The organism is Cupriavidus sp. SK-4 (assembly GCF_000611125.1).
GTDB classification, from domain to species: Bacteria; Pseudomonadota; Gammaproteobacteria; order Burkholderiales; family Burkholderiaceae; genus Cupriavidus; species Cupriavidus necator.
Genome location: NZ_JFJW01000025.1, coordinates 187 through 23,664, shown reverse-complemented (window position 1 = coordinate 23,664; position 23,478 = coordinate 187). Strand labels below are relative to the sequence as shown.

Below are 23,478 nucleotides of genomic sequence, written 5' to 3'. Positions count from 1 at the left end.
CTCCCGCTTGCGGCAGAGGGGCGCGTCCACATCGGGCGCCAGCTTTTTCACATGGCGCCAGTCTGACCCCTCACCCCACAAACGCCCCCGGCACCGGATCTTCACCCAGCACGTGCAGCAGCACCGCCCAGTGCATCGCCTCGTCCCCGAGGATGCTGCCGGCGGCGCGGGTCAGTTCGCGGTTGTGGAAGTTCGGCAGCACGCCCAGGTAGGCGGCAGTGGCGCCCTTCTCCAGCCCCGCTGCAAAGCGCAACACATCGGCCTGGGTCTTCAGCTGGTCAGTCGGGAAGGTGTATTCCGACGCCTTCTTCGCCACCACCGGCGTGCCGCCCAGCTTCGACACTGTCCCCGCCAGCACCTGCGCGTGCGCCTTGTGGTGGTCCTGGAACTTGACCGCGGTGGCAAGCACCGGCTTTTGCAGCAGGCCGCTTTCCGCGCCCACCTGGTAGGCGGCGATCGCCTGGTATTCCAGCCCCAGCGCGGTGTTCAGGATATTGATGTCGTCCCGGGTGCTGCCCGACTGGGTCTGCGCCCAGGCCGGCATGGACTCGCCAAGGCTGATGACGGCGAGCGAGCCCAGCGCGAACAGCCCCGGCGCCTTGAGCAGCCCGCGGCGGCGCGCATCGGGCGCGGTCACAATGCGGTCGCGGGAATCGGTCGGGTCTGTCGTGGCGGCAGTCGTGCGCATGCGTTCCATGGTGTTCTCCTGTGTGGGATCAACGGCGCCGCGGCCCGCGGCCCGGGGCCGCCATCGTGCGCCTGCCACCTGATACGCACGGCGGAGCCAATCGGATGCAAGGTCGTGCCTATAATCCGGCAACACCCTTTCGCGAGACGCCCCGGTGCCCCCTTCTCCGGTGTCCCCTTCCGCCGAAACCTACGCCGCGCCGCCCGGCGCCGAGCGCCTTGCGGCCCTGCTCCAGGCCGTGGCCATCGGCGAGCGGCAGGCGCTGCGCGGCCTCTATGACCTCACCGCGACGAAACTGTTTGGCCTTGCGCTGCGTATCACTGGCAGGCGTGATTGGGCGGAGGATGTCGTGCAGGAAAGCTTTGTCAGCATCTGGCACCACGCCGGCGACTACCGGCCGCACCTGGCCGCGCCGATGACCTGGATGACCGCGATCGTGCGCAACCGCGCGCTGGACTGCCTGCGCCGGGCAACCGCGGCACGCGTCGGGCAGACGGTCGAGCTTGACGAAGACCTGGGCGAATGGCTGGCCGACGACGCGGCCGGCCCCGCGGAACTGGCCGATGCCAGCCAGCAGGCACGCGCGCTCAACCGCTGCCTGCAGCGCCTCGAGCAGCCGCAGCGCCAGGCCATCATGCTGGCCTACCTGCAGGACCTGAGCCACGCCGAGCTGGCCGCCCGCCTGCGCGCGCCGCTGGGGACGGTCAAGTCCTGGATCCGGCGCGGCCTGGAGCGGCTGCGCAGCTGCATGGAGGGCGCGGCATGAAGCTGGCCAGCCATCCCGACCTGCTCGACCGCATCGCCGCACAGTACGCGCTGGGGGTGCTGCGCGGCGGCGCACGCCGCCGCCTGGAACAACTCGCGCGCGAAGAGCCCGCGGTGCGCGCCGCGATCCACCGCTGGCAGGCGCGGCTGGCGGGCGTGGCCGAGTTGCAGGCGGCCGCCGAGCCGGTCGATAAGGTGTGGTGCGGGATCGAGGATCGCCTCGGCTGGAAGGTGGCCGATCCGCCCAGTCAGCCGAACCGCCCGGCCCCTGACACCCGCCCCGCGGACGGCTGGTGGCAGCGCCTGTGGTCGGCCCCGGTGTTCTGGCGTGGCGCCGCGGCGGCAATGGCCATGGTGGCGGTGCTGGCCGTCGGCATCGGCATCCAGCTGGCCCGGCAGGATCAGACGGCGCCGGCCGAGGTCGTCGCCGTGCTGAATGACGACCGTGCCCAGCCTGCGATGCTGGTGTCGTGGGATGCCGGCGCACGCAGCCTGATCGTGCGCCGCCTGGATCACCTGGCCCTGAGCGACCAGCAGGTATTGCAGCTGTGGGCGCTGCCTGCGCGTGGCAAGCCGCAGTCGCTTGGCGTGATCGGCCGGGCACCCGAAGCCCGGCTGGTGCTGGAGCAACTGCCCGCGGCGGTGCCCGCGCTGGCGGTCAGCATCGAGCCGCCGGGCGGCTCGCCCAATGCCGATGGCCCGAGCGGCCCGGTGGTATTCAAGGGGCCTGTGATCCACAGCCGGCTCTGATGATCGGCGCTGGCGTGCCGGCCAGCGCCGCCAGCGGGCCGGCGGGCGATATAATCGCCGTTTCCCAATTTCTCGCGCCTGCCGCCGTCCACACGCCGGCGCCTGCCCGCGCGAGCCACTGCAGCCGACGTCCATGTCCACCTCCCAACTTGCCAAGAAAGGCGAAGCCTGGTCCGCCCGCTTCTCCGAACCGATGTCCGACCTGGTGAAGCGCTACACCGCCTCGGTGTTCTTCGACAAGCGCCTGGCCCTGTTCGACATCCAGGGCTCGCTGGCCCACGCGGCCATGCTGGCAAAGCAGGGCATCATCGCCGAGGCCGACCGCGCCGAGATCGAGCGCGGCATGGCGCAGATCAAGGCCGAGATCGAGGCCGGCGGCTTTGAGTGGAAGCTGGACCTGGAAGACGTCCACCTGAACATCGAGGCGCGCCTGACCGCGCTGGTCGGTGATGCCGGCAAGCGCCTGCACACCGGCCGCTCGCGCAATGACCAGGTCGCCACCGACATCCGCCTGTGGCTGCGCAGCGAGATCGACAACATCATGGTGCTGCTGGGCGCGCTGCGCGCCGCGCTGCTGGACCTGGCCGAACAGAACGCCGACACCATCCTGCCCGGCTTCACCCACCTGCAGGTGGCGCAGCCGGTGACCTTCGGCCACCACCTGCTGGCCTACAACGAGATGTTCACGCGCGACGCCGAGCGCATGGCCGACTGCCGCAAGCGCGTCAACCGCCTGCCGCTGGGAGCGGCCGCGCTGGCCGGCACCAGCTACCCGATCGACCGCGAGTTCGTGGCGCAGCAGCTGGGCTTCGACGGCGTGTGCCGCAACTCGCTGGACGCCGTGTCGGACCGCGACTTCGCCATCGAATTCTGCGCCGCCGCCGCGCTGGTGATGACGCACGTGTCGCGCTTCTCGGAAGAGCTGGTGCTGTGGATGAGCCCGCGCGTGGGCTTTATCGACATCGCCGACCGTTTCTGCACCGGCAGCTCGATCATGCCGCAGAAGAAGAACCCCGACGTGCCCGAACTGGCGCGCGGCAAGACCGGCCGCGTCAACGGCCACCTGATCGGCCTGCTGACGCTGATGAAGGGCCAGCCGCTGGCGTACAACAAGGACAACCAGGAAGACAAGGAGCCGCTGTTCGACACGGTTGATACCGTCGTGGACACGTTGCGCATCTTTGCCGACATGGTGCCGGGCATCACCGTCAAGCCGGAGGCGATGCGCGCCGCCGCGCTGCAGGGCTATGCCACCGCCACCGACCTGGCCGACTACCTGGTCAAGAAGGGCCTGCCCTTCCGCGACGCCCACGAAGCCGTGGCCCACGCGGTGCGTGCCTGCGACAGCCGCCAGTGCGACCTGGCCGACCTGAGCGTGGCCGAGCTGCGCGAGGTCTCGGGCCTGGGCGACAAGGCCGCGCTGATCGGCGACGACGTGCACGCGGTGCTGACGCTGGAAGGTTCGGTCGCCGCGCGCGACCATATCGGCGGCACGGCGCCGGCGCAGGTGCGCGCCGCCATCGCGGCCGCACGCGCTGCGCTGTAACAGCGGACCCACCTTGTAAGTTTCGCGTAAGTTTTACGCAAGAAGAAGCCACCGCGGCGCGAGCCCGGTGGCTTTTTTTGTTGGCATTCCCCATTCTGGCGCAATCTCGTCGCCCCCGTAGGTAGTAGCCCCTAGCGCCTGCGAATTTTGTTACAGATAAACTAATCGCCGCAAAAACCGGGGAGACAACCCATGTATTACTTGCTTGGTCTGTCACGACAGATCGACAGGTTGAATCAGCACACTGGCAGGCTTGCAAACATCATGATCCTGCTGTCGTGCCTGATCAGCGCAGGCAACGCCCTTCTGCGCTATGGCTTCAACTTGAGCGACAACTGGCCACTCGAACTGCAGTGGTACATGTTTGCCATTGCCGTGATGTTCGGCACCTCCTACACCTTCCAGCGCAATGAGCACGTGCGCGTAGACCTGATCTACGGCAACGTCTCGGAACGCGCGCAGCACTGGATCGACATCTTCGGCATCGTCGTGTTCCTGCTGCCCTCGTGCGTGCTGTTCACCTGGCTGTCGTGGGATTCGCTGTTCCTGCCCTCGTGGCGCATCCTCGAGCAATCGGGCAATTCCGGCGGCCTGCCGCGTTACCCGATCAAGCTGGTGGTGCCCGTCGGCTTCGCCCTGCTGACGCTGCAGGGCGTGTCCGAACTGATCAAGCGCTTCGCCGCCCTCAAGGGCCTGGTGCGCATCGAATCCAAGTACGAGAGGCCGGTTCAATGATTCCGTTGGAATATATGCCGCCGATGATGTTCGGCGGCCTGGTGCTGTTCATGCTGATCGGCTTCCCGGTCGCGTTCTCGCTGTCGGCGGTGGGCCTGGCCTTCGGCTTCCTGGCGATTGAATGGGGTTACTTCCCGATCAGCTTCCTGCAGGCCGTGCCGAGCCGCGTGTTTGGCAGCGTGCTGGCCAACGAGCTGCTGCTGGCGATCCCGTTCTTCACCTTCATGGGCGCCATCCTGGAGAAATGCGGGCTGGCCGAGGACATGCTGGACTCCATGGGCCAGCTGTTCGGCCCGGTGCGCGGCGGCCTGGGCTACTCGGTGATCCTGGTCGGCTTTATCCTGGGCGCGATCACCGGCACGGTGGCCGCACAGGTGATCGCCATGGCGATGATCTCGCTGCCGGTGATGATGCGCTACCGCTACAACATGAAATACGCCACCGGCGTGCTGGCCGCATCGGGCACCATCACGCAGCTGGTGCCGCCGTCGCTGGTGCTGGTGGTGCTGGCCGACCAGCTCAAGACCCCGATGGGCAGCGCCGACGTGGGCAGCATGTACCTGGGCGCCTGGGGCCCGTCGGTGATCCAGATCGCGCTGTTTGCGCTCTACACCTTCTTCCTGACTCGCTTCAAGCCCGACTGGCTGCCGCCGGTTCCCGCCGAAGCGCGCACGCTGCGCGGCTGGGCGCTGTGGCGCAAATGCCTGCGCGGCATCATCCCCTGCGCGGTGCTGATCTTCCTGGTGCTGGGCACCATCATGCTGGGCATTGCTACGCCGACGGAATCCGGCGCCATGGGCGCGGTCGGCGCGCTGGTGCTGGCCGTGATCCGCGACAAGGCCTTTACCCGGATCGACCGCCAGATCTACCGCGTCGGCATCGCCACCACGCTGGTGGCCGCGGCGGTGGGCTTCTTCGCCTTCGGCTCGCACGTGTTCCGCATCCCGCTGGCGGTGGTGTACCTGGTCATCCTCTGGCTGCTGCTGCGCGCCGGCCAGATGACCGAGCTGCGCCTGCTGATCGTCGATGCCTACCAGTCCACCGCGCGCCTCACCGCGATGGTGGTGTTCATCCTGATCGGCTCCACCTGTTTCTCGGTGGTGTTCCAGGGCGTGGACGGCGGCGCCTGGGTGGAGCATCTGTTCACCTCGCTGCCAGGCGGCTGGATCGGCTTCCTGATCGTGGTGAACCTGTTTATCTTCTTCCTGGCCTTCTTCCTGGACTTCTTCGAAATCGCCTTCATCGTGGTGCCGATGCTGGCGCCGGTGGCGGTCAAGGTGCTGGCACCGGTGGTGGCCGACTCCATGGGCGGCAACCCGGAGGCCGCGGCGACGGCGGCGCTGGTGTGGTTCGGCGTGATGCTGTGCGTGAACATGCAGACCTCGTTCATGCACCCGCCGTTCGGCTTCGCGCTGTTCTACCTGCGCGGCATCGCGCCGAAGGAAGTAAAGAGCTCCGACATCTACTGGGGTGCCCTGCCCTGGGTCGGGCTGCAGATGGTGATGGTGCTGCTGGTGATGTTCTGGCCAGGCATGGTGACGGGGCTGCTGGACAAGGGATCGCTCAAGCACAGCAACGCGGCAGAGGTCAGTATCCCGCTTGGCGCAGAGCCGGAGAAACCGGCGTCGGCGCCAGGACCGGCTGCCCCGCCGGGTTCGCTGGAACTGCCAGGCACGGCACCGGCGCCTGAGCCCGCGACACCGCAGTTCGAGTTCGAAAAGAAGAACTGAGCCGGATGGCAGACCCAGGGCCCCGCAGCAATGCGGGGCTTTTTCATGGGCGCGCGTGCGCCCCGGCGCTGGCCGGCGCCAGGCATTGCACCAGGAAATCCACCGTCGCGCGGACGCCGGGCAACTGCCCGCGCCGCGCCGGCATCAGCAGCGTGGTGGTCACGCTGCCCGCGGTCCAGTCTGGCAACACGCGCACCAGTTCGCCGGCCGCCAGCGCCGCGCGGCACAGTTCCTGCGGCAGCGGCACGATACCCAGCCCCGCCACGGCGGCACCGAGCAGCACGGCGGATTCGTTCACGGTCATGCGGGGCACCGGCGTGACTTCCGCACCCGTGCCGGCCGGCCCGCGCAGGCGCCAGGTGCCGGCGGCGGCCCCGGTCAGCAGCCCATCATGGTCGGACAGCTGCGCGGGCGCTTGCGGCGTGCCGCGGCCCGACAGGTAGGCGGGCGACGCCACCAGCACGATCTCTTCCACTGCAAGCTGGCGCTGCACCAGGCCCGAGTCCGGCAGCGGCGCGAAATGGCTGCGTACGGCAATGTCGAAGCCCTCCTGCACCAGGTCGACCCTCCGGTCGGACACCTCCAGTTGCACGTGCAGGCGCGGATAGGCACGGGCCAGCGCGGGCAGGTGCATGGCCAGGTACTGCTGCGCGGTAGGCACCGACGCCGTGATGCGCACCGTGCCGCTGGGTTCGGCCACGCGCCGCTGCACAGCCTCCTGCGCCGCCTCGGCCTCGATCAGTGCCGCGCGCGCATGCTCGTAGAAATCCCGGCCGGCATCGGTCAGCGTAAAGCTGCGCGAACTCCGGTAGAGCAGGCGCGCCTGCAGCGCCTGCTCCAGTTCGGCCACGCGCTTGCTGACGGTGGATTTGGGCACGCCCAGCGCGCGCCCGGCGGCGGCAAAGCCGCCATTGGCCACGGCCATGACAAAGAAGCGCAGGTCGTTCAGGTTCAGCATGACGGCGCAAAGTCTACACATGTGGACGATAGGTCGGATTTTTGCCCACTACTCGCGCAAAGTCCACACATCTAAAGTTCCCCTATGCCCGATCGGCGGGAGCTACCCAAACCAGGAGAACTTCCCATGCCTACCACCACCCTCTTCTATGGCGTCCCCTCTGGCTGCTCGTTCGGTTCGATCGTCGCGCTTGAATGGCTGGGCGAACCGTATCGCCTGAGCCGCATCGAGATGCCGGAAATCGTGACCAGCGACGCCTACCGCCGCATCAACCCGATTGGTGAAACGCCCACGCTGATTGACGCGCAAGGCAACTTCCTCAGCGAAAGCCAGGCGATCATGAACCACATCGGCGCGCGCGGCATCGCCGGCAAGCTCGGCTTTGCGCAGGACACGCGGGATTTCGACCGGCTCAACCAGATGCTGGGCTACCTCAACACCAGCTTTTTCAGCGCCTTCGCGCCGCTCTGGTACGCGCTGGAGCATGGCGTGCAAGGGGCCGAACTTGAGGCCCTGACCCGCTATGGCGCGGCGGAAGTCCGCAACGTGCATGCCGAACTTGAAGCCATGCTGGGCGACCGGCCGTGGCTGCTTGGCGAGCACCGCACGGTGGCCGACGCCTACTTCATCGGCATCGCCCGCTGGACCAAGTACCACGCAGTGCTGAACCGCGAGGACTATCCGAACCTGCAGCGCCTCTACAACCAGCTGGAAGCCAATCCGGCGGTACGCTTCGCCCACGCCGTCGAGCGGCAGGCGCCGGCGCAAAGCCAAGGCGGCTTCCAGGGCCATGTCACGCTGGGGGAAGTCCTGGCGCAGCTCTGATCCACGGTGCGGCGGTATTGTGAAAGGGAGCGTTGCGGGAGGGAGACGGGCGCGCGATTGCGAATCGGCTCATCGACCGGCGCCCCGGCGCGGCCCAGACTGGCTCCTGCGTTCAGCGACTTGATCCAGGAGATCACCATGCAAATCACCAAAGCCTTTGACCGGCCCGGCACCGCCACAATGTATGGCCTGCCATCGATACGTGACCGCCGCACTGATAACAATGCTATCATCCCTCCATCCGATGGTGAGGAGGTCAAGATGGCAACACTACTCGTTCGTGGCATCGATGAATCCCTGGTCCAGCGCCTGCGCGAGCGGGCCGTCGCCAACGGCCGCAGCGCCGAGGCCGAGCACCGCGCCATCCTGGCGCAGGCGCTGGGCGGCACGCGCCGGCGCAGCCTGGCCGAGGTGCTGGCCAGCATCCCGGACGTCGGGCAAGACGCCGACTTCGAGCGGATCCAGAATCCAGGCGAGGCGCCGCGTGTATTTGATTGATACCAACGTCATCAGCGAAACGCGCAAGCGCGATCGCGCCAACCCCGGCGTGCGCGCATTCTTCCGGCAGGCGGCGCGGGAAGGTGCCGCGCTCTACCTGTCGGCGCTGACCGTGGGCGAGCTCCAGCGTGGCGTAGCGCTGATCCGCCATCGCGGCGATACGGCGCAGGCCGAGGTGCTGGAGCAATGGCTGGCGACCGTGCTGGACGATTTTGGCCGGCTGGTGTTGCCGGTCGATGCCGACGTCGCCCAGGTCTGGGGCCAGCTGCGCGCGCCGCGGCCTGAGCATGCATTGGACAAGTTCATTGCCGCCACCGCGCTGATCCACGACCTGACCATTGTCACGCGCAATGTTGAGGACTTCCGCGGCACGGGCGCGATGCTGCTGAATCCGTTCACCTAGGCCCAAAAGAAAGGGCCCCGCATTGCGGGGCCCTGCTCACGTCAGCGGGACGCTGACTGGCGCTCAGCCGCCCTGCTTCACGCAGTCGACAAAGTACGCCTTCTTGCCGTCGACCTCGTCCTCGACCAGGCCGTGGATGTCGGTCTCGAAGCCCGGGAACAGCTTGTTGAACTCGCGCGCGAACTTCAGGTACTGCACGATGGTGCGGTTAAAGCGCTCGCCCGGAATCAGCAGCGGAATGCCCGGCGGGTACGGCGTCAGCAGGATGGCGGTGACGCGGCCTTCGAGGTCGTCGACCGGCACGCGCTCGATCTCGCGGTGCGCCATCATGGCCCAGGCGTCCGACGGCTTCATCGCCGGCTCCATGTCCGACAGGTACATCTCCGTCGTCACACGGGCCACGTCATTGGCCTTGTACACGCTGTGGATCGCATCGCACAGGTCACGCAGGCCCATGCGCTCATATTGCGGATGCTTGGCGACGAATTCCGGCAGCACACGCCACAGCGGCTGGTTCTGGTCGTAGTCGTCCTTGAACTGCTGCAGCTCGGTCACCAGCGAGTTCCAGCGGCCCTTGGTGATGCCGATGGTGAACATGATGAAGAACGAGTACAGCCCGGTCTTCTCGATGATGATGCCGTGCTCGGCCAGGTACTTGGTGACGATGGCCGCCGGGATACCGCGTTCGCTGAACTCGCCGTCCACGTCCAGGCCCGGGGTGATGATGGTGGCCTTGATCGGGTCGAGCAGGTTGAAGCCGTCGGCCAGGTCGCCGAAGCCGTGCCAGCGCTCGTTGGCCTTGAGCATCCATTCTTCGCGGTCGCCGATGCCGTCTTCGATCAGCGCGTCCGGGCCCCACACCTTAAACCACCAGTCGCCGTTCTTGCCGTCGTCATAATCGCCCTCGACCTTGCGCATGGCGCGGCGGAAGTCCATCGCCTCCTGGATGCTCTCTTCCACCAGCGCGGTGCCACCCGGCGCTTCCATCATCGCCGCGGCCACATCGCACGAGGCGATGATCGAGTACTGCGGGCTGGTCGAGGTGTGCATCAGGTACGCCTCGTTGAAGCGGTAGCGGTCCAGCTTGCGCGTCTCGGAATCCTGCACCAGGATCTGCGAGGCCTGCGACAGGCCGGCCAGCAGCTTGTGCGTGGACTGCGTGGCGAACACCAGCGCGTCCTTGCTGCGCGGGCGGTCCTTGCCGATCGCGTGCATATTGCGATAGAAGTCGTGGAAGGCCGCATGCGGCAGCCAGGCTTCATCGAAGTGCAGCGTGTCGATCTCGGCGGCCAGCATTTCCTTGATCTGTTCGGCGTTGTACAGCACGCCATCGTACGTACCCTGCGTGATAGTCAGGATGCGCGGCTTCTGGTTCTTGGCCTTGCTCGCGAACGGGTGGTTGGCGATCTTCTTCCTGATCGTTTCCGGGTCGAACTCGCTCTTCGGGATCGGGCCGATGATGCCGTAGTGGTTGCGCGTAGGCATCAGGAAGACCGGGATCGCGCCCGTCATCATGATCGCGTGCAGGATCGACTTGTGGCAGTTGCGGTCCACCACCACGATGTCGCCCGGCGCCACGTTGGCATGCCACACCATCTTGTTCGAGGTGGAGGTGCCGTTGGTGACGAAGTACATGTGGTCGGAGTTGAAGATGCGCGCGGCATTGCGCTCCGACGCGGCCACCGGGCCGGTATGGTCCAGCAGCTGGCCCAGCTCGTCGACCGCGTTGCAGACGTCCGCGCGCAGCATGTTCTCGCCGAAGAACTGGTGGAACACCTGGCCCACCGGGCTCTTCAGGAACGCCACGCCGCCCGAGTGCCCCGGGCAGTGCCACGAGTACGAGCTGTCCTGCGCGTAGTCGATCAGCGCCTTGAAGAACGGCGGCGCCAGCGTGTCGAGGTAGACCTTGGCTTCGCGGATGATGTGGCGTGCCACGAATTCCGGCGTGTCCTCGAACATGTGGATGAAGCCATGCAGCTCGCGCAGGATATCGTTGGGGATATGGCGCGAAGTGCGGGTCTCGCCGTACAGGAAGATCGGCAGGTCCGAGTTGCGGCGGCGCACTTCGGCGACGAAGGCGCGCAGCTTTTCGATCGCGGCGGCCTCGAGCTGGTCGTCGCCTTCGCGCGTGAACTCGTCGTCGTCGATCGACACGATAAAGCTCGATGCCCGGCTGGACTGCTGGGCAAACGACGTCAGGTCGCCGTAGCTGGTCAGGCCCATGACCTCCATGCCCTCTTTCTCGATCGCCTCGGCCAGCGCGCGGATGCCCGAGCCGGAGATGTTCTCGGAGCGAAAGTCTTCGTCAATGATGATGACGGGGAAACGGAATTTCATCGGGCATCCTTGATGGAAAGCAGGACATAAAGGACTTGAGCCACATGGCCGGCGGGAGGTTCCCCGCGACGGCGACATGTGGCTCTCACGTCAGTTGTGGCGGCCGCTCTGGGCCAGCCGCACCGGCAGACGCCGGCATTGTAATGCGCTCAGGTCTTCGGCAGTGTGACACCGTGCTGACCCTGGTACTTGCCGCCCCGGTCGCGATACGAGGTCTCGCAGACTTCGTCGCTCTCGAAGAACAGCACCTGGGCGCAACCCTCGCCGGCGTAGATCTTGGCGGGCAGCGGCGTGGTGTTGGAGAACTCCAGCGTCACATAGCCTTCCCATTCGGGCTCGAACGGCGTCACATTGACGATGATGCCGCAGCGGGCATAGGTGCTCTTGCCCAGGCAGATGGTCAGCACGCTGCGCGGGATCCGGAAGTACTCCATCGTGCGCGCCAGCGCGAACGAGTTGGGCGGGATGATGCAGACATCGCCCTTGAAATCCACGAACGACTTCTCGTCGAAATTTTTCGGATCGACGATGGTGCTGTTGATATTGGTGAAGATCTTGAATTCGTCGGCGCAGCGGATATCGTAGCCGTAGCTCGAGGTGCCGTACGAGACGATCTTGCGCCCGTCCTGCTCCCGGACCTGGCCTGGCGCGAACGGCTCGATCATGCCGTGCTGCTCCGCCATGCGGCGGATCCACTTGTCGGATTTGATGCTCATAAGGTTGGGAGGGTAAACACACTGGCTCGGAGTGCGCCGCATTGTACAACCAATCGGGGCCCGCCCCTGCAAGCAAACGCAAGCAGTAAAGTGCCGCTTACGCCACCGCGTCTTCCGGCAGGCGGTGGTGGAAGCGCTCGCGCCCGGTGTAGAGCAGGAAGTGCTTGCCGGTGCAGCGCGCAAACAGCGTCAGGTTGACGCGTCGGGCCATCTGGTAGCCCATCTGCGTCACGCCCGAGCGCGACAGCAGGAACGGGATGCCCATCTGCGCGCCCTTGATCACCATCTCGGAGGTCAGGCGGCCGGTAGTGTAGAAGATCTTGTCGCTACCCGTCATGCCTTCCAGCCACATGCGTCCGGCGATGGCGTCCACGGCGTTGTGGCGGCCGACGTCCTCGATGAACATCAGCAGCTCGGTGCCCTGGAACAGCGCGCAGCCGTGCACTGAGCCAGCCTGCTTGTAGACTGACTGCTGCAGCCGGATGGTGTCGATAATGCCGTACAGGGTGTCCTGGTCCAGCGTGGCGCCAACCGGTAGGCGAATGTTGTCAACTTCATCGAGCAGCGAGCCGAACACGGTGCCTTGTCCGCAGCCGGTGGTCACCACGCGGCGCGCGGTGCGCTCCTCAATGCGGTCCACGCCGTTGCGCGTGGTCACGGCGGCCGACTCGGTTTCCCAGTCGACCTGCACCGCGGCGATGTCTTCGATCGATTCCACCAGCCGCTGGTTGCGCAGGTAGCCCAGCACCAGGTGCTCGGGCGCGCCGCCCAGGGTCATCAGCGTGACCAGCTCACGCTTGTCGAGGTAGACCGTCAGCGGACGCTCGCCCGGCAGGTAGGCCGCGCGCACGCGGCCCTGCTCGTCGACGACTTCAACCTCTTCGATCAGGGGAACGGCTGCCTGGGTAAGCTCGGGACGCAGGGTCATGACGAGGGGCTCGGGACTGCTGGTGAGGGCCCCGCGCCGCGCGCGGCGTGCGTGGGGCTGTGGTTACGGCGCCTTTGCAGGCGATTGTACCGCGCCGGCCGCGGCCGGTTTGGCCTCGGCCGCGGTGCTTGCCACGGCTGGTGCCGGGGGCGCAGGCGCAGCGGCGGTCGGCACCACAAACGGGCCCGGATCGGCACATTCGGCGGTCTGCGACGGCGCGCGGGCTTCCTGGCCGTGGGTCTTGCGCTCGGCAAAGTAACGCGCCGCGGTCTTGTCCTGCGCGCGGCACAACTGGTAGGCGGCGACCTTGTCGGCCCAGGCGGCGCGCGCCTTGGTCTCGGCGGCCTTGGCCTGCTGGGCCTCGGTCGGCGGCGGCAGCTTGGCCAGCGCGCCGGTGGCAAAGGTGGCGCCCGCACACAGGGCAAGCAGCGTCAGGGTGCGTGTCATCGTCATGGTGGGTTCCGCATGGTCTGGTTGGCGCCGGCCTCAGGCTTCGCCTGGGGTATGCCGGGTGTTGCGCCCCGCGGCGGCTTCCGGGCTGGCCGAACGCTGGGCCGGGATCTTGCCCGACTTGATGTCGTCGTACCAGTGCTCGTGGTGCTCCTTGGCCCAGGCCTCGTCCACCCAGCCGTCGCGCATGGCGCGGTAGGCGCCTTCCATGCCGACCGTGCCCATGTAGATATGGCCGCACGCCATCGCGATCATCAGCACGGCCGAGATCCCGTGGATCACGTTGGCGATCTGCATGGTCGCGCGGTAGTAGTCCATGCCCGGCACGATCATGTCCAGCACCCAACCCGAGGCCGACAGCACCAGCCCGAACACGAACACGCCGATCCAGAACCACATCTTCTCGCCGGCATTGAAGCGCCCGCTCGGCACATGCTTGCCGGATGCTAGGCCGCCAAGGCTGGTCACCCAGTGCACGTCGTCGCGGCTGGGCAGGTTGTCGCGCACGAACACCACGAAGGCCACGATCACCGACAGCGTGAAGATCGGGCCGATCACGTTGTGCAGGTTCTTCAGCACGTAGGTCAGCCAGCCGAACAGCATGTGGCCCATCAGCGGCAGCAGGAAATGCTTGCCCAGCAGCAGCACGATGCCCGACACCGCCAGCACCACGAACGAGATCGCCATGGTCCAGTGGACGATGCGCTCAAGCGGCGTGAAGCGCTCGATCATGCGGCCGGTGCGCGGCGTGCGCAGCGGGATGGTGCCACGCCACAGGAAGAAGCCCAGGATGGCAAGCGGCACCACCAGCAGCAGCCAGCCGCCCCAGACGGTGATGACGCCGTTGCGGAACAGGCGCCATTGCTGCCCGGTGCGCTGGATCAGCACGCCGGCTTCCTTGTCGGGCAGGCTGCTGTAGTGGCGCTGGTCGGAATTGACCTCGCGCCAGACCGGCGCATTGTTGCCGGGCTGCTCGACGGTGCGGCCCTTCTGCGCCTGCGCCTCGGCGGCGATGTCGCGGCGTGGCACGTTGAAGATGTTTTCCGACGCGATGCCGGCCAGCGGCTGGACCGGGTGCGTGGCCGGGTTGTTGGTGTCGGCGCTGGCCTGCGCGGCGGCCGGTGCCGGCGGTGCCGAGGCCGGCGCCTGTGCGGCGGCGGTGCCGGCAAAGGCCGCCAGCGCCAGCGCGCCGGCGCTGAGCCAGCGCCGCCAGCCTGCGCGGCATGCATTCTGCGACGGCGTCATGTGCACTCCTTCGAATCGTCGAGGGCCAGCGCCCGGCTGCCGGGGCGGCCCAGCTGCAGCGCCTTCATTGCGTGCGGTTGTACTCGTTCTGCAACTGGTTGCGCTGGCGAATCTGGTTGTCCCAGCTGGTCTTGTCGCCCTGCTTCCAGCCCTTGGCCACGAACGGATCATCCGGGGCGCCCTGGAAGGCCTGGGCGTCGGCCTTGCGGTGCGACGGGCCGATGGTCTGCGGCTTTTCGCCGCAAGCTGCCAGCAGCACGCCGCACAGCGACAGCAATGCAACAACGCGGACGCGGTTCATGACGCTTGCCCTCCCGGGGCCGCGGGTGCGGCCGGTGCAGCGGGCGCCGGCTGTGCCGGTTGGGCCGGCTGGCCCGCGCCGCCCTTGGCGGTGCCGTAGGCAGTGCCCCAGCCGAACACGTCGCCGCCGGTGCCGCGCTTGATCACGCGGTTGCGCAGGATGTCGGCGATCACATCGCCGTCGCCGCCCAGCAGCGCCTTGGTCGAGCACATCTCGGCGCACAGCGGCAGCTTGCCTTCGGCCAGGCGGTTGCGGCCGTATTTCTCGAACTCCGCTTCCGAACCGTTCTTTTCCGGGCCACCCGCGCAGAAGGTGCACTTGTCCATCTTGCCGCGCACGCCGAAGGTGCCGGTCGACGGGAACTGCGGCGCGCCGAACGGGCAGGCGTAGGAACAGTAGCCGCAGCCGATGCAGACGTCCTTGTCGTGCAGTACCACGCCGTCCTCGGTGCGGTAGAAGCAGTCAACCGGGCAGACCGCCATGCAGGGCGCGTCCGAACAGTGCATGCAGGCCACCGAGATCGATTTCTCGGCGCCGACCATGCCGTCGTTGACGGTGACCACGCGGCGCCGGTTCACGCCCCAGGGCACCTCGTGCTCGTTCTTGCAGGCAGTGACGCAGCTGTTGCACTCGATGCAGCGCTCGGCGTCACAGATAAATTTCATGCGTGCCATGATGTTCCCCTGCCCTTAGGCAAACCGCTCGATCTGGCAAACGGTGGTCTTGGTTTCCTGCATCATCGTCACCGCGTCATAGCCGTAGGTGGTTGCCGTATTGACCGCCTCGCCCCGCACCACCGGCATCGCGCCCGCGGGGTAGTAGTCCTTCAGGTCCTTGCCCTCCCACCAGCCCGAGAAATGGAACGGGATAAACGCGGTATCGGGCCCCACCCGCTCGGTCACCAGCGCGCGCACCTTGATGCGGGCCCCGGTGGGCGTCTTCACCCAGCAGAAGTCACCGTTGCGGATGCCGCGGTCGGACGCCGCGCGCGGGTTGATCTCGACGAAGTTCTCCTGCTGCAGTTCGGCCAGCCACGGGTTGGAGCGGGTTTCCTCGCCGCCGCCCTCGTACTCGACCAGCCGCCCCGAGGTCAGGATGATCGGGAACTTCTCATAGACCTTGTTCTCGATATTGCGCTGCTGCACCGATTTGTACAGCGTCGGCAGCCGCCAGAACGCCATCTTGTCGTCGTGGGTTGGGTACTTGGCGACCATGTCGGGGCGCGTTGAGTACAGCGGCTCGCGATGCTGCGGGATCGCGTCGGGGAAGTTCCACACCACCGCGCGCGCCTTGGCGTTGCCGAACGGGTGGCAGCCATGGTTCTTCATCACCACGCGCTGGATGCCGCCCGACAGGTCGGTCTTCCAGTTCTTGCCTTCGGCCTTGGCCTTCTCGGCATCGGTCAGGTCGTCCCACCAGCCCAGCTTCTTCAGCAGCACATGGTCGAACTCCGGATAGCCGGTGGTGATCTCCGCGCCCAGCGAGCAAGAGCCATCCTCGGCCAGCAGGTTGACGCCGTCGCGCTCCACGCCGAAGTTGGCGCGGAAGTTGCCGCCGCCGTCCATCACGTGCTTGCTGGTGTCGTACAGGTTGGGCGAGCCCGGGTGCTTCAGTTCCGGGGTGCCGTAGCATGGCCACGGCAGCCCGAAGAAGTCGCCGCTCAGGTCGTAGCCGGTCACCGGGTCCTTGCCCGCCTTGCAGCGCAGCGTCTTGACGTCGAACATCTGCATATTGCGCATATGCGCCTTCAGCCGTTCAGGCGACTGGCCGGTGTAGCCGATGGTCCAGTTGCTGGCGTTGATCTCGCGCAGGATTGATTCCGGCTCAGGCTCCATCCAGGTGCGGCCGGCGCGCTTGACCTCGATCAGCTTCATGTTCTTCGACAGCTCCTTGCCGAAGCCGAGCCGGTCGGCAAACGCCTGCATCAGGGTATGGTCGGGCATCGACTCGAACAGCGGCTCGATGACCTTCTCGCGCCATTGCAGCGAGCGGTTCGACGCCGTGCACGTGCCCGAGGTCTCGAACTGCGTGCAGGCCGGCAGCAGGTACACCGCGCGGTTCGGGTTGACCTTGTCGCCCTCGGCCGGCGGCATGTTGGCCATGGCCGCGGTCGCCGACGGATAGGGGTCGACCACCACCAGCAGGTCGAGCTTGTCCAGCGCCTTCTTCATCTCCAGGCCGCGCGTCTGCGAGTTCGGGGCATGGCCCCAGAAGAACACGCCGCGCACATTGTTGTCCTGGTCGATCAGCTCGTTCTTCTCGGTGACGATATCGATCCAGCGCGACACCGTGGTGCCGGATTTCTCCATCATCGCCTGCGAGACGAACTGCTTCTTGATCCATTCGTAGTCCACGCCCCACACCGCGGCGTAATGCTTCCACGCGCCCGTGGCCAGGCCGTAGTAGCCCGGCAGCGAGTCCGGGTTGGGGCCCACGTCGGTGGCGCCCTGCACGTTGTCATGGCCGCGGAAGATGTTGGCGCCGCCGCCCGACACGCCGATATTGCCCAGCGCCAGCTGCACGATGCACGAGGCGCGCACGATCGCGTTGCCGATGGTGTGCTGGGTCTGGCCCATGCACCAGACCAGCGTGCTGGGGCGGTTCTTGGCCATGATCTCGGCGACCATCTTCACCTGCGCCTCGGGCACGCCGCAGACTTCCTCGACCTTGTCGGGGGTCCACTTGGCCAGCACCTCTTCCTTGACCTTGTCCATGCCATAGACCCGGTCGTTCAGGTACTTCTGGTCTTCCCAGCCGTTCTCGAAGATGTGGTACAGCATGCCGAACAGGAACGCGATGTCGGTACCCGAGCGGATGCGCACGTAGTGCTGCGCCTTGGCCGCGGTGCGCGTGTAGCGCGGATCGACCACGATCACCTTGCAGCCGCTCTCCTTGGCATGCAGCAGGTGCAGCATCGACACCGGGTGCGCCTCGGCCGCATTGGAGCCGATATACAGAGCCGCTTTCGAGTTCTGCATATCGTTGTACGAGTTGGTCATCGCACCGTAGCCCCAGGTGTTGGCCACGCCCGCCACCGTGGTGGAGTGGCAGATGCGCGCCTGGTGATCGGTGTTGTTGGTGCCGAAGAACGACACCCACTTGCGCATCAGGTAGGCCTGCTCGTTGCTGTGCTTGGACGAGCCGACGAAGAACATCGAGTCCGGGCCGGTCTGTTGGCGGATCTCCTTCATCCTGGCGGTGATCTCGTCCAGCGCCTGGTCCCAGCTGATGCGCTGGTACTTGCCGTTGACCAGCTTCATCGGGTACTTGAGGCGGTATTCGCCATGGCCGTGCTCGCGCAGCGCCGCGCCCTTGGCGCAGTGCGCGCCCAGGTTGATGGGCGAATCGAACACCGGCTCCTGGCGGATCCACACGCCGTTCTGCACCACCGCGTCGACCGCGCAGCCGACCGAGCAGTGGCCGCACACGGTGCGCCTGACCACGATGCCGGTCTTGCCGTCGGCAGCTGCCTTCTTGTCGTCGGCGGCGTCCGCCTTGCGGATCAGCGTCAGCTGCGAGGCCGCCAGCCCGGCACCGACGCCGATGCCAGAGCGCTTGAGGAAGCTGCGGCGGTCCATGGTCGGCATCGCGCCGGCCAGGCTGGCCGCGAGCCGCTGCGAAAGTCGGCCGGAGGCTGCGCCGGCATGTTCAGGCCGGTTGGCCAGGCCGTCAGCGAGGCGGGCGGATGCGCCCTGCGCCGCGCGTTTGCGGGTCAAGATCATGTCTCACCTCAGATGCGGACGCCGGTTGCGTCCGGTTGCAGGCGGCGCGGCAGACCACACCGCCCTGGGCAGCTACACCAGCGTGGTCCGGTAGTACTTGCGGATGTGGTCAGAGACCCGGTAACCCTTGCTGTCCGACGGAGGATCGGTGGGTTCCGGTAGAGCCGTGGCCTGGCCCGGCATGGCCGGACCGCGCGCGGTCAGCGCNGCCAGCGCGGCCGCGCCCGTAGCGGCAGCCACAACTCCAGCGCCCGCGAGAAACGTGCGGCGCGCGACCCTGGTTTGCTTCTCTGTCATGTGGGGGCTCCTCGGCTGACAAAGCCCGATGGATTTAGCCGTTATGCGTTGTTATGCATATTCTAGATTCAACTAGCAGGAAAGACCATGATATGCGCGGGTTTTTCCCTACTTTCCAACTCATTTTCGTGTAAGCGGCTGCCTTGGCCTCGCGGCGCTAAAGAAGCCTGCAAGCGTGCCGATATTCAATGCCCGCGCTCAATGCATCTCGAGCGCCACCGCCTCCACGCCGGCAAACGCGCCCAGCAAGCCGGCCACGCTGCGATAGAAACGCGCCTGCGGGTGCGCCGTCACTGCATCGCACAATCGCTCCACCCAGGGCTGCAGGTGCTGCGCATAGAAGCGCTGCTGCTCGCCCAGGTTGGACACCGCCAGGTCGTCGCCCGCCACCAGGAAGCGCATCACCTCGCACAGCGTGGCGATATGGTCCTCGGTCTCGCTGACATCTTCATGACGCTCCAGGCCGTAGCGGGCCAGGTCTTCGCGCAGCGCCACCAGCGGGCGCTCGTTCAGGAAGCCGGTCATGTAGAAGGAGCCGTACAGGAACACATCCTGCCGGCCCACGCCCACGAACAGCAGCCGGTACTCCTCCTCGGCCTCGGCCGCGGTGGTCTCCGATGCTGCATCGCACAACGCATTCCACGCCTTGCCCAGCACGGTGTTCGCGTCATCGCCCACGGCGCGGTTGGCGGCAATGTGGTGCAGCAGCGCGGCGTCGGGCGCGTGGTAGAACAGCGTGGCGAGCAGGCCGTAGAGGTCGGCGCGGGCGGTGTCTTCGGCATCGTCGGCCGGCGGCGCGGCGGTGAGCTGGATCGGCTGGAAATCTGTCATGTCGTGATGATTTGTCCTGGGTGGCCCGGCCGCCGTCAGCGCAGCGTGGCGCCGGTGGCGGTTCCCGTATCGCGCTCGATCATGTCGATGACGCGGCAGTCAGGGCACATCTTCAGGCGCTCGGCCGCGGCGCCGGCAAAGGCCGGATGGCCGGCCAGGCGCACCAGCATCGACTCCACCATCTGCGCCGTGCCGAACGGCTTGGCGCAACGGACGCAATGGAACGGCTGGGTCTCGTTGAGGGTCACAGGGCGGCGCGCCGCGTCGCCGGCAAGCAGGCGCGGCACCAGGCTGATGGCGTCTTCCGGGCAGGTCTTCTCGCACAGCCCGCACTGCACGCAGTTGCGCTCGATAAAGCTGAGCACCGGGTGCTCGGGATTGTCGCGCAGCGCCTGCGACGGGCACGCGCCGACGCAGGCCATGCACATGGTGCACTTGCCCGTATCCACCGCGATCGCGCCGATCGGCGCGCCGGCCGGCAGCGGCACGCTTGGCGCGGGCACCGGCGCGTGCCGCGCTAGGTGGTCCAGCACAAAGTCCAGCATCTCACGCTTGGCCGCGACGGGGCCGAACGGCGCCGGCGGCACTGCGTTGCGGCCCGGGCGCAGCGCCGCCAGGCCGGCATCCAGCGCCGGCGCATCGGCGGCCTCGACCAGCGACAGCACCTCGCCGTCATAGCCCAGGCCCGCCAGCAGAGCGCGCCCGACCGCGATCTGCTCCAGCAGCGCGGTGCGGTACTGCGGTGCCTCGTCGCCGGTCAGCAGCACCGCGACGCGGCTGGCGCCCCAGCACAGCGCGGCAAGCCATAGCTCCAGCCCCGCCGAGGCCGGGTGGAACAGCGACAACGGCATCACATTGGCGGGCACGCCCTTGGCCTTGCCGCCACGAGCGGAACGGCCCAGTGCCAGCAGCGCGGGCGTGCCGTATTCCTCGCCGTGCAGCAGCACCACCGGATCGCGCGCGCCGGCCTGGCGGTACGCTGACAGCAGCGTCCTCAGGCGCGCGCCCGTCACCTCCGGCCCCGGGTAGCCATAGCTGATGGCCCCGCTCGGGCACACGGTAGTGCAGGCACCGCAGCCCATGCACAGGTTGGGCGTGACCTCGATGCGTCCCTTGCCGTCATGCCAGCGCGAGCCGATGGCCTCGGTCGAGCAGATGTCGATGCAGGCGGTGCAGCCGGTGGTCTGGTTGCGGCCATGCGCGCACAGGTTTTCCTTGTAGCGGAAGAATTTCGGCTTCTCGAACTCGCCCACCAGCCCCGCCAGCATCAGCGCCTGGGCCTGCTGGTGCGAGGCATCGGCGCCGGCGTGCAGGTAGCCCTGCGGCGGCTGGTGCATGGTGAAGGCGGGCGTGTCGCACAGGTCGAAGACCAGGTCGAAGCGCCCCTGCACAGTGCCCCGCGGGCGGTCGAAGTCGATCGCCGCGGCGGCGCCGCAGGCACGCACGCAAGCACGGTGCGAGCGGCAGCGCGACAGGTCGACCTGGTAGCTGAAATCGATCGCGTCTTCGGGACAGGCGTCGATGCAGGCGTTGCAGCGGGTGCACAGGTCCAGGTCGATCGGGTTGCTGCGGCCTGCGCCGGTCTCCCAGCTGGCCTCGAATGCACCGAGCCAGCCCGTCAGCGAGGCCAGCCGACCGCTGTGGACCGGATAAGCGCGCGCCGCCGGCTGCGCCGCGGCGCCTTCACGCCTGTCGCTGCCAGTCAGCAGCACCGTGACCTCCAGCTGCATCGCGGCCAGCCGCTCAGCCCACGGCAGCGCCCGCTGGGCCGGGCCCAGCACCAGCACCGCGCCGTCGGACCGGTAATCCACCACCGGCACCGGGTCAGGCTCCGGCAGCGCGGCCACGGCCAGCAGCGCGGCGATCTTGGCATTGGCGGTCTTCGGGTCGCGCCGGGCGCCCTGTGACCAGCCGCCGGTCTCGCGGATATTGACGAAGCGCACCGGCGCGGTCACCACCGGGCGGCCATCGCTGCCCTGCGCGGCTTGCGCTGCAACTTCAGTAAATAGCTGGCGTTCCTGCGTGCAGGCGACGATGACGTCGTCGGTGCCGTCGAGCGCGGCGGTGAAGTCGCCGATCTCGCGCCGGCACAGCAGGTGATGGACCTTCAAGGGGCTCTGGTTGGCGTCCTTGGTTGCTTCGGACAATGCCGCCCCGTCAAGCGGCATGGTGTCGTTGCAGTTGCAGATCAGCGTCGGCATGGCGAATGCGGCTGACCGGTCCGGACGTCCTTCTTCGCGAGGGGTCTGCGGGCCGGCGGATTGTGGGGATGCCTATTGTAGGCTGCGCTGCACCTGCGGGGCTACGCGCATTTATGCGGGTCTTGCGGGCCCTGTTCTGCGCTTTGACTTACCGTTTGCTGCGGCGTTTCGACTGGTGCGGGTATGTCCGTAGTGTCGGCGCTCTCGCCGGGTTCGGCGAACTCGGCGGGCGTCGCCGGCGGTACATCCACAGGCCCCGCGGCAGCGGCCGCGGCCTGTGCCGCCGCGCGTTCCTCGTCGGTCGGCTCGAACAGGCCCAGCGTCTCGGCCTGGCGCAGCTGGCGCAGGATCTCCGGCGGGATCGGGTCGGGCTTGCTGTAGTCGTCGATATAGATGTCGAGCCCGTCCATCACATTGAAGTGCGGATCGGCGAACAGCGTCTTCAGCGCCGCGCGCTTGACCGATTCATCCACGCCGCGGGCCACGAACCGGGCGATCTCGTCGCCGGGGCGCAGCGCCGCCACGTCCTCCAGCGTCGGGGCCGGTACCTGCGGACCTTCGGGCGCGGCCCCGGTGGCCACGGGGACGGCGTCGGCAACAACTGCCGGCGGTGCCGGTTCGGCCGGCACGGGCATGCCTTCCCGCACCGCGGCCTTGCGGCGCGACCAGCGCGACAGGAAGGACGAATCGCTCATCGGCAGGGCAAGCTCAGGTCGTCAGGATCAGTAGCGGGCGCGGTCTTCCGGCGCCTTGAAGGATTCGGGCCGGCGCCGCTGCTTGGGCTCGGGCCGGTAGTGCTCGTCGACATAGGCCTGCAGCCACTCGCGCTGCTCGGGCGCCAGCGGCACGTTCTCGACGGTCTCGCCGGCATCGAGCCAGCGGCCGGCCTCGTTGTACGACAGCGTCACGGTCATCGGCACCGGATGGGCTTCTTCGCCATCGCCGTCATCCTCCGGCATGCGCCACAGCACGAACCAGCACGGCGTGGTCGAGGTCAGGTTCAGGTAGTAGCCTTCGCCCTGGTCGCGGAACAGCGTCACCTCAAAGCCCGGGTACAGCCAGTGCGCGCCGTGGGCGTCATGCTCCAGGCACACGGGGTGCGTGCCGAACTCGCCAAGATCCGGCAGCACCGCGTCCAGCTCCCACTTCCACGGCTGCCAGCGGTTGGCCAGCGCGACCTTGCGCATCACCACCGCCATGGTGACGGCGGGGCGGGCTCCGGGTGCCGGCAGGTCTGGGGTAGGCTGGCTGTCCATGGTTGCTGCGCGCGGCGCGCCGCGCCCTCAGGTGTTTTGCACCACGATACTCGGGAACTTGCTGGTCATGTCGCGCGCCTTGTCGGCGACCTTGATCGCCACCTTGCGCGCGATGGCGCGGTACATCTCGGCCACCGGGCTGTCGGGCTCGGCCACCACGGTCGGGCGGCCAGAGTCGGCCTGCTCGCGGATCTGCAGGTTCAGCGGCAGGCTGCCGAGCAGGTCCACGCCGTAGTCGGCGCACATCTTCTCGCCGCCGCCGTGTCCGAAAATATGCTCGACGTGGCCGCAGTTCG

General features: G+C 67.4%; 24 protein-coding genes. 8 read left to right on the top strand and 16 right to left on the bottom strand.

Annotated elements, in window-relative coordinates; all coding sequences use genetic code 11:
• Window positions 1–70 precede the first annotated feature (70 nt).
• Window positions 71–697 (bottom strand): ferritin-like domain-containing protein, encoded by a 627-nt coding sequence (locus CF68_RS05540; RefSeq protein ID WP_035816609.1) that lies wholly within the window; start codon window positions 695–697, stop codon window positions 71–73.
• Window positions 698–857: 160 nt separating this feature from the next.
• On the opposite strand from CF68_RS05540, the gene CF68_RS05535 reads away from it, so the two are divergent.
• The 5 genes from CF68_RS05535 to CF68_RS05515 all read left to right on the top strand — a co-directional run bounded on the left by CF68_RS05535 (window position 858) and on the right by CF68_RS05515 (window position 6,214).
• Window positions 858–1,454, top strand: coding sequence for a sigma-70 family RNA polymerase sigma factor (locus tag CF68_RS05535; protein ID WP_051591421.1), 597 nt, complete (start codon window positions 858–860; stop codon window positions 1,452–1,454).
• Window positions 1,451–2,203 (top strand): anti-sigma factor domain-containing protein, encoded by a 753-nt coding sequence (locus CF68_RS05530; RefSeq protein ID WP_035816605.1) that lies wholly within the window; start codon window positions 1,451–1,453, stop codon window positions 2,201–2,203. Before CF68_RS05535 ends, CF68_RS05530 begins: the two co-directional genes overlap by 4 nt.
• A gap of 133 nt (window positions 2,204–2,336) precedes the next feature.
• Window positions 2,337–3,749, top strand: a complete 1,413-nt coding sequence (gene argH, locus CF68_RS05525) for an argininosuccinate lyase (RefSeq protein ID WP_035816604.1) — start codon at window positions 2,337–2,339, stop codon at window positions 3,747–3,749.
• A 192-nt stretch (window positions 3,750–3,941) separates the two neighbouring features.
• A complete protein-coding gene (locus CF68_RS05520) occupies window positions 3,942–4,484 on the top strand; it encodes a TRAP transporter small permease subunit (RefSeq protein WP_035816603.1) in 543 nt (180 codons plus the stop codon).
• On the top strand, window positions 4,481–6,214 hold the full coding sequence (locus CF68_RS05515; protein ID WP_035816602.1) for a TRAP transporter large permease subunit: 1,734 nt from the start codon (window positions 4,481–4,483) through the stop codon (window positions 6,212–6,214). Before CF68_RS05520 ends, CF68_RS05515 begins: the two co-directional genes overlap by 4 nt.
• Window positions 6,215–6,257: 43 nt before the next feature.
• Here CF68_RS05515 and CF68_RS05510 read toward each other — a convergent pair whose 3' ends face one another.
• Window positions 6,258–7,172, bottom strand: coding sequence for a LysR substrate-binding domain-containing protein (locus CF68_RS05510; RefSeq protein WP_035816600.1), 915 nt, complete (start codon window positions 7,170–7,172; stop codon window positions 6,258–6,260).
• 126 nt (window positions 7,173–7,298) lie between these two features.
• Between CF68_RS05510 and CF68_RS05505 the strand changes: the two genes are divergently transcribed.
• The 3 genes from CF68_RS05505 (at window position 7,299) to CF68_RS05495 (ending at window position 8,898) form a co-directional block, all read left to right on the top strand.
• Window positions 7,299–7,997, top strand: coding sequence for a glutathione S-transferase family protein (locus tag CF68_RS05505; RefSeq protein WP_035816598.1), 699 nt, complete (start codon window positions 7,299–7,301; stop codon window positions 7,995–7,997).
• A 261-nt stretch (window positions 7,998–8,258) separates the two neighbouring features.
• Complete coding sequence (locus CF68_RS05500) at window positions 8,259–8,495, top strand: plasmid stability protein StbC (RefSeq protein WP_010813840.1); 237 nt, start codon at window positions 8,259–8,261, stop codon at window positions 8,493–8,495.
• On the top strand, window positions 8,482–8,898 hold the full coding sequence (locus CF68_RS05495) for a type II toxin-antitoxin system VapC family toxin (RefSeq protein ID WP_035816596.1): 417 nt from the start codon (window positions 8,482–8,484) through the stop codon (window positions 8,896–8,898). The genes CF68_RS05500 and CF68_RS05495 overlap by 14 nt, the downstream gene beginning before the upstream one ends.
• Window positions 8,899–8,961: 63 nt before the next feature.
• Here CF68_RS05495 and CF68_RS05490 read toward each other — a convergent pair whose 3' ends face one another.
• The 14 genes from CF68_RS05490 to CF68_RS38065 all read right to left on the bottom strand — a co-directional run.
• On the bottom strand, window positions 8,962–11,235 hold the full coding sequence (locus CF68_RS05490; RefSeq protein WP_035816594.1) for an arginine/lysine/ornithine decarboxylase: 2,274 nt from the start codon (window positions 11,233–11,235) through the stop codon (window positions 8,962–8,964).
• Between the two features lie 149 nt (window positions 11,236–11,384).
• Window positions 11,385–11,951: a dCTP deaminase gene (dcd, locus tag CF68_RS05485; protein ID WP_010813843.1), complete on the bottom strand. Its 567-nt coding sequence runs from the start codon at window positions 11,949–11,951 to the stop codon at window positions 11,385–11,387.
• A 97-nt stretch (window positions 11,952–12,048) separates the two neighbouring features.
• The gene (locus CF68_RS05480; RefSeq protein ID WP_013957767.1) at window positions 12,049–12,879 is read right to left on the bottom strand and encodes a formate dehydrogenase accessory sulfurtransferase FdhD; all 831 of its coding nucleotides are present in this window, start codon (window positions 12,877–12,879) and stop codon (window positions 12,049–12,051) included.
• 63 nt (window positions 12,880–12,942) lie between these two features.
• The gene (locus CF68_RS05475) at window positions 12,943–13,332 is read right to left on the bottom strand and encodes a hypothetical protein (protein ID WP_035816591.1); all 390 of its coding nucleotides are present in this window, start codon (window positions 13,330–13,332) and stop codon (window positions 12,943–12,945) included.
• A gap of 33 nt (window positions 13,333–13,365) precedes the next feature.
• A complete protein-coding gene (locus CF68_RS05470; RefSeq protein ID WP_035816589.1) occupies window positions 13,366–14,574 on the bottom strand; it encodes a formate dehydrogenase subunit gamma in 1,209 nt (402 codons plus the stop codon).
• Window positions 14,575–14,638: 64 nt separating this feature from the next.
• On the bottom strand, window positions 14,639–14,875 hold the full coding sequence (locus tag CF68_RS05465) for a hypothetical protein (RefSeq protein WP_035816587.1): 237 nt from the start codon (window positions 14,873–14,875) through the stop codon (window positions 14,639–14,641).
• Window positions 14,872–15,549: a formate dehydrogenase FDH3 subunit beta gene (fdh3B, locus tag CF68_RS05460; RefSeq protein WP_035816585.1), complete on the bottom strand. Its 678-nt coding sequence runs from the start codon at window positions 15,547–15,549 to the stop codon at window positions 14,872–14,874. Before fdh3B ends, CF68_RS05465 begins: the two co-directional genes overlap by 4 nt.
• Window positions 15,550–15,564: 15 nt before the next feature.
• Window positions 15,565–18,597: a molybdopterin-dependent oxidoreductase gene (locus CF68_RS05455; RefSeq protein WP_035816583.1), complete on the bottom strand. Its 3,033-nt coding sequence runs from the start codon at window positions 18,595–18,597 to the stop codon at window positions 15,565–15,567.
• Window positions 18,598–18,669: 72 nt separating this feature from the next.
• Complete coding sequence (locus CF68_RS05450; protein ID WP_035816582.1) at window positions 18,670–18,894, bottom strand: formate dehydrogenase; 225 nt, start codon at window positions 18,892–18,894, stop codon at window positions 18,670–18,672.
• A 198-nt stretch (window positions 18,895–19,092) separates the two neighbouring features.
• Window positions 19,093–19,725, bottom strand: coding sequence for a molecular chaperone (locus CF68_RS05445; RefSeq protein ID WP_035816581.1), 633 nt, complete (start codon window positions 19,723–19,725; stop codon window positions 19,093–19,095).
• Between the two features lie 35 nt (window positions 19,726–19,760).
• Complete coding sequence (locus CF68_RS05440; RefSeq protein WP_035816580.1) at window positions 19,761–21,926, bottom strand: 4Fe-4S binding protein; 2,166 nt, start codon at window positions 21,924–21,926, stop codon at window positions 19,761–19,763.
• 101 nt (window positions 21,927–22,027) lie between these two features.
• On the bottom strand, window positions 22,028–22,621 hold the full coding sequence (locus CF68_RS05435) for a DUF3306 domain-containing protein (RefSeq protein ID WP_035816579.1): 594 nt from the start codon (window positions 22,619–22,621) through the stop codon (window positions 22,028–22,030).
• A 27-nt stretch (window positions 22,622–22,648) separates the two neighbouring features.
• On the bottom strand, window positions 22,649–23,182 hold the full coding sequence (locus CF68_RS05430) for a DUF3305 domain-containing protein (RefSeq protein WP_035816578.1): 534 nt from the start codon (window positions 23,180–23,182) through the stop codon (window positions 22,649–22,651).
• Between the two features lie 27 nt (window positions 23,183–23,209).
• Window positions 23,210–23,478: P-loop NTPase (locus tag CF68_RS38065; protein ID WP_035816576.1), on the bottom strand; the 269-nt coding region annotated here is incomplete at its 5' end.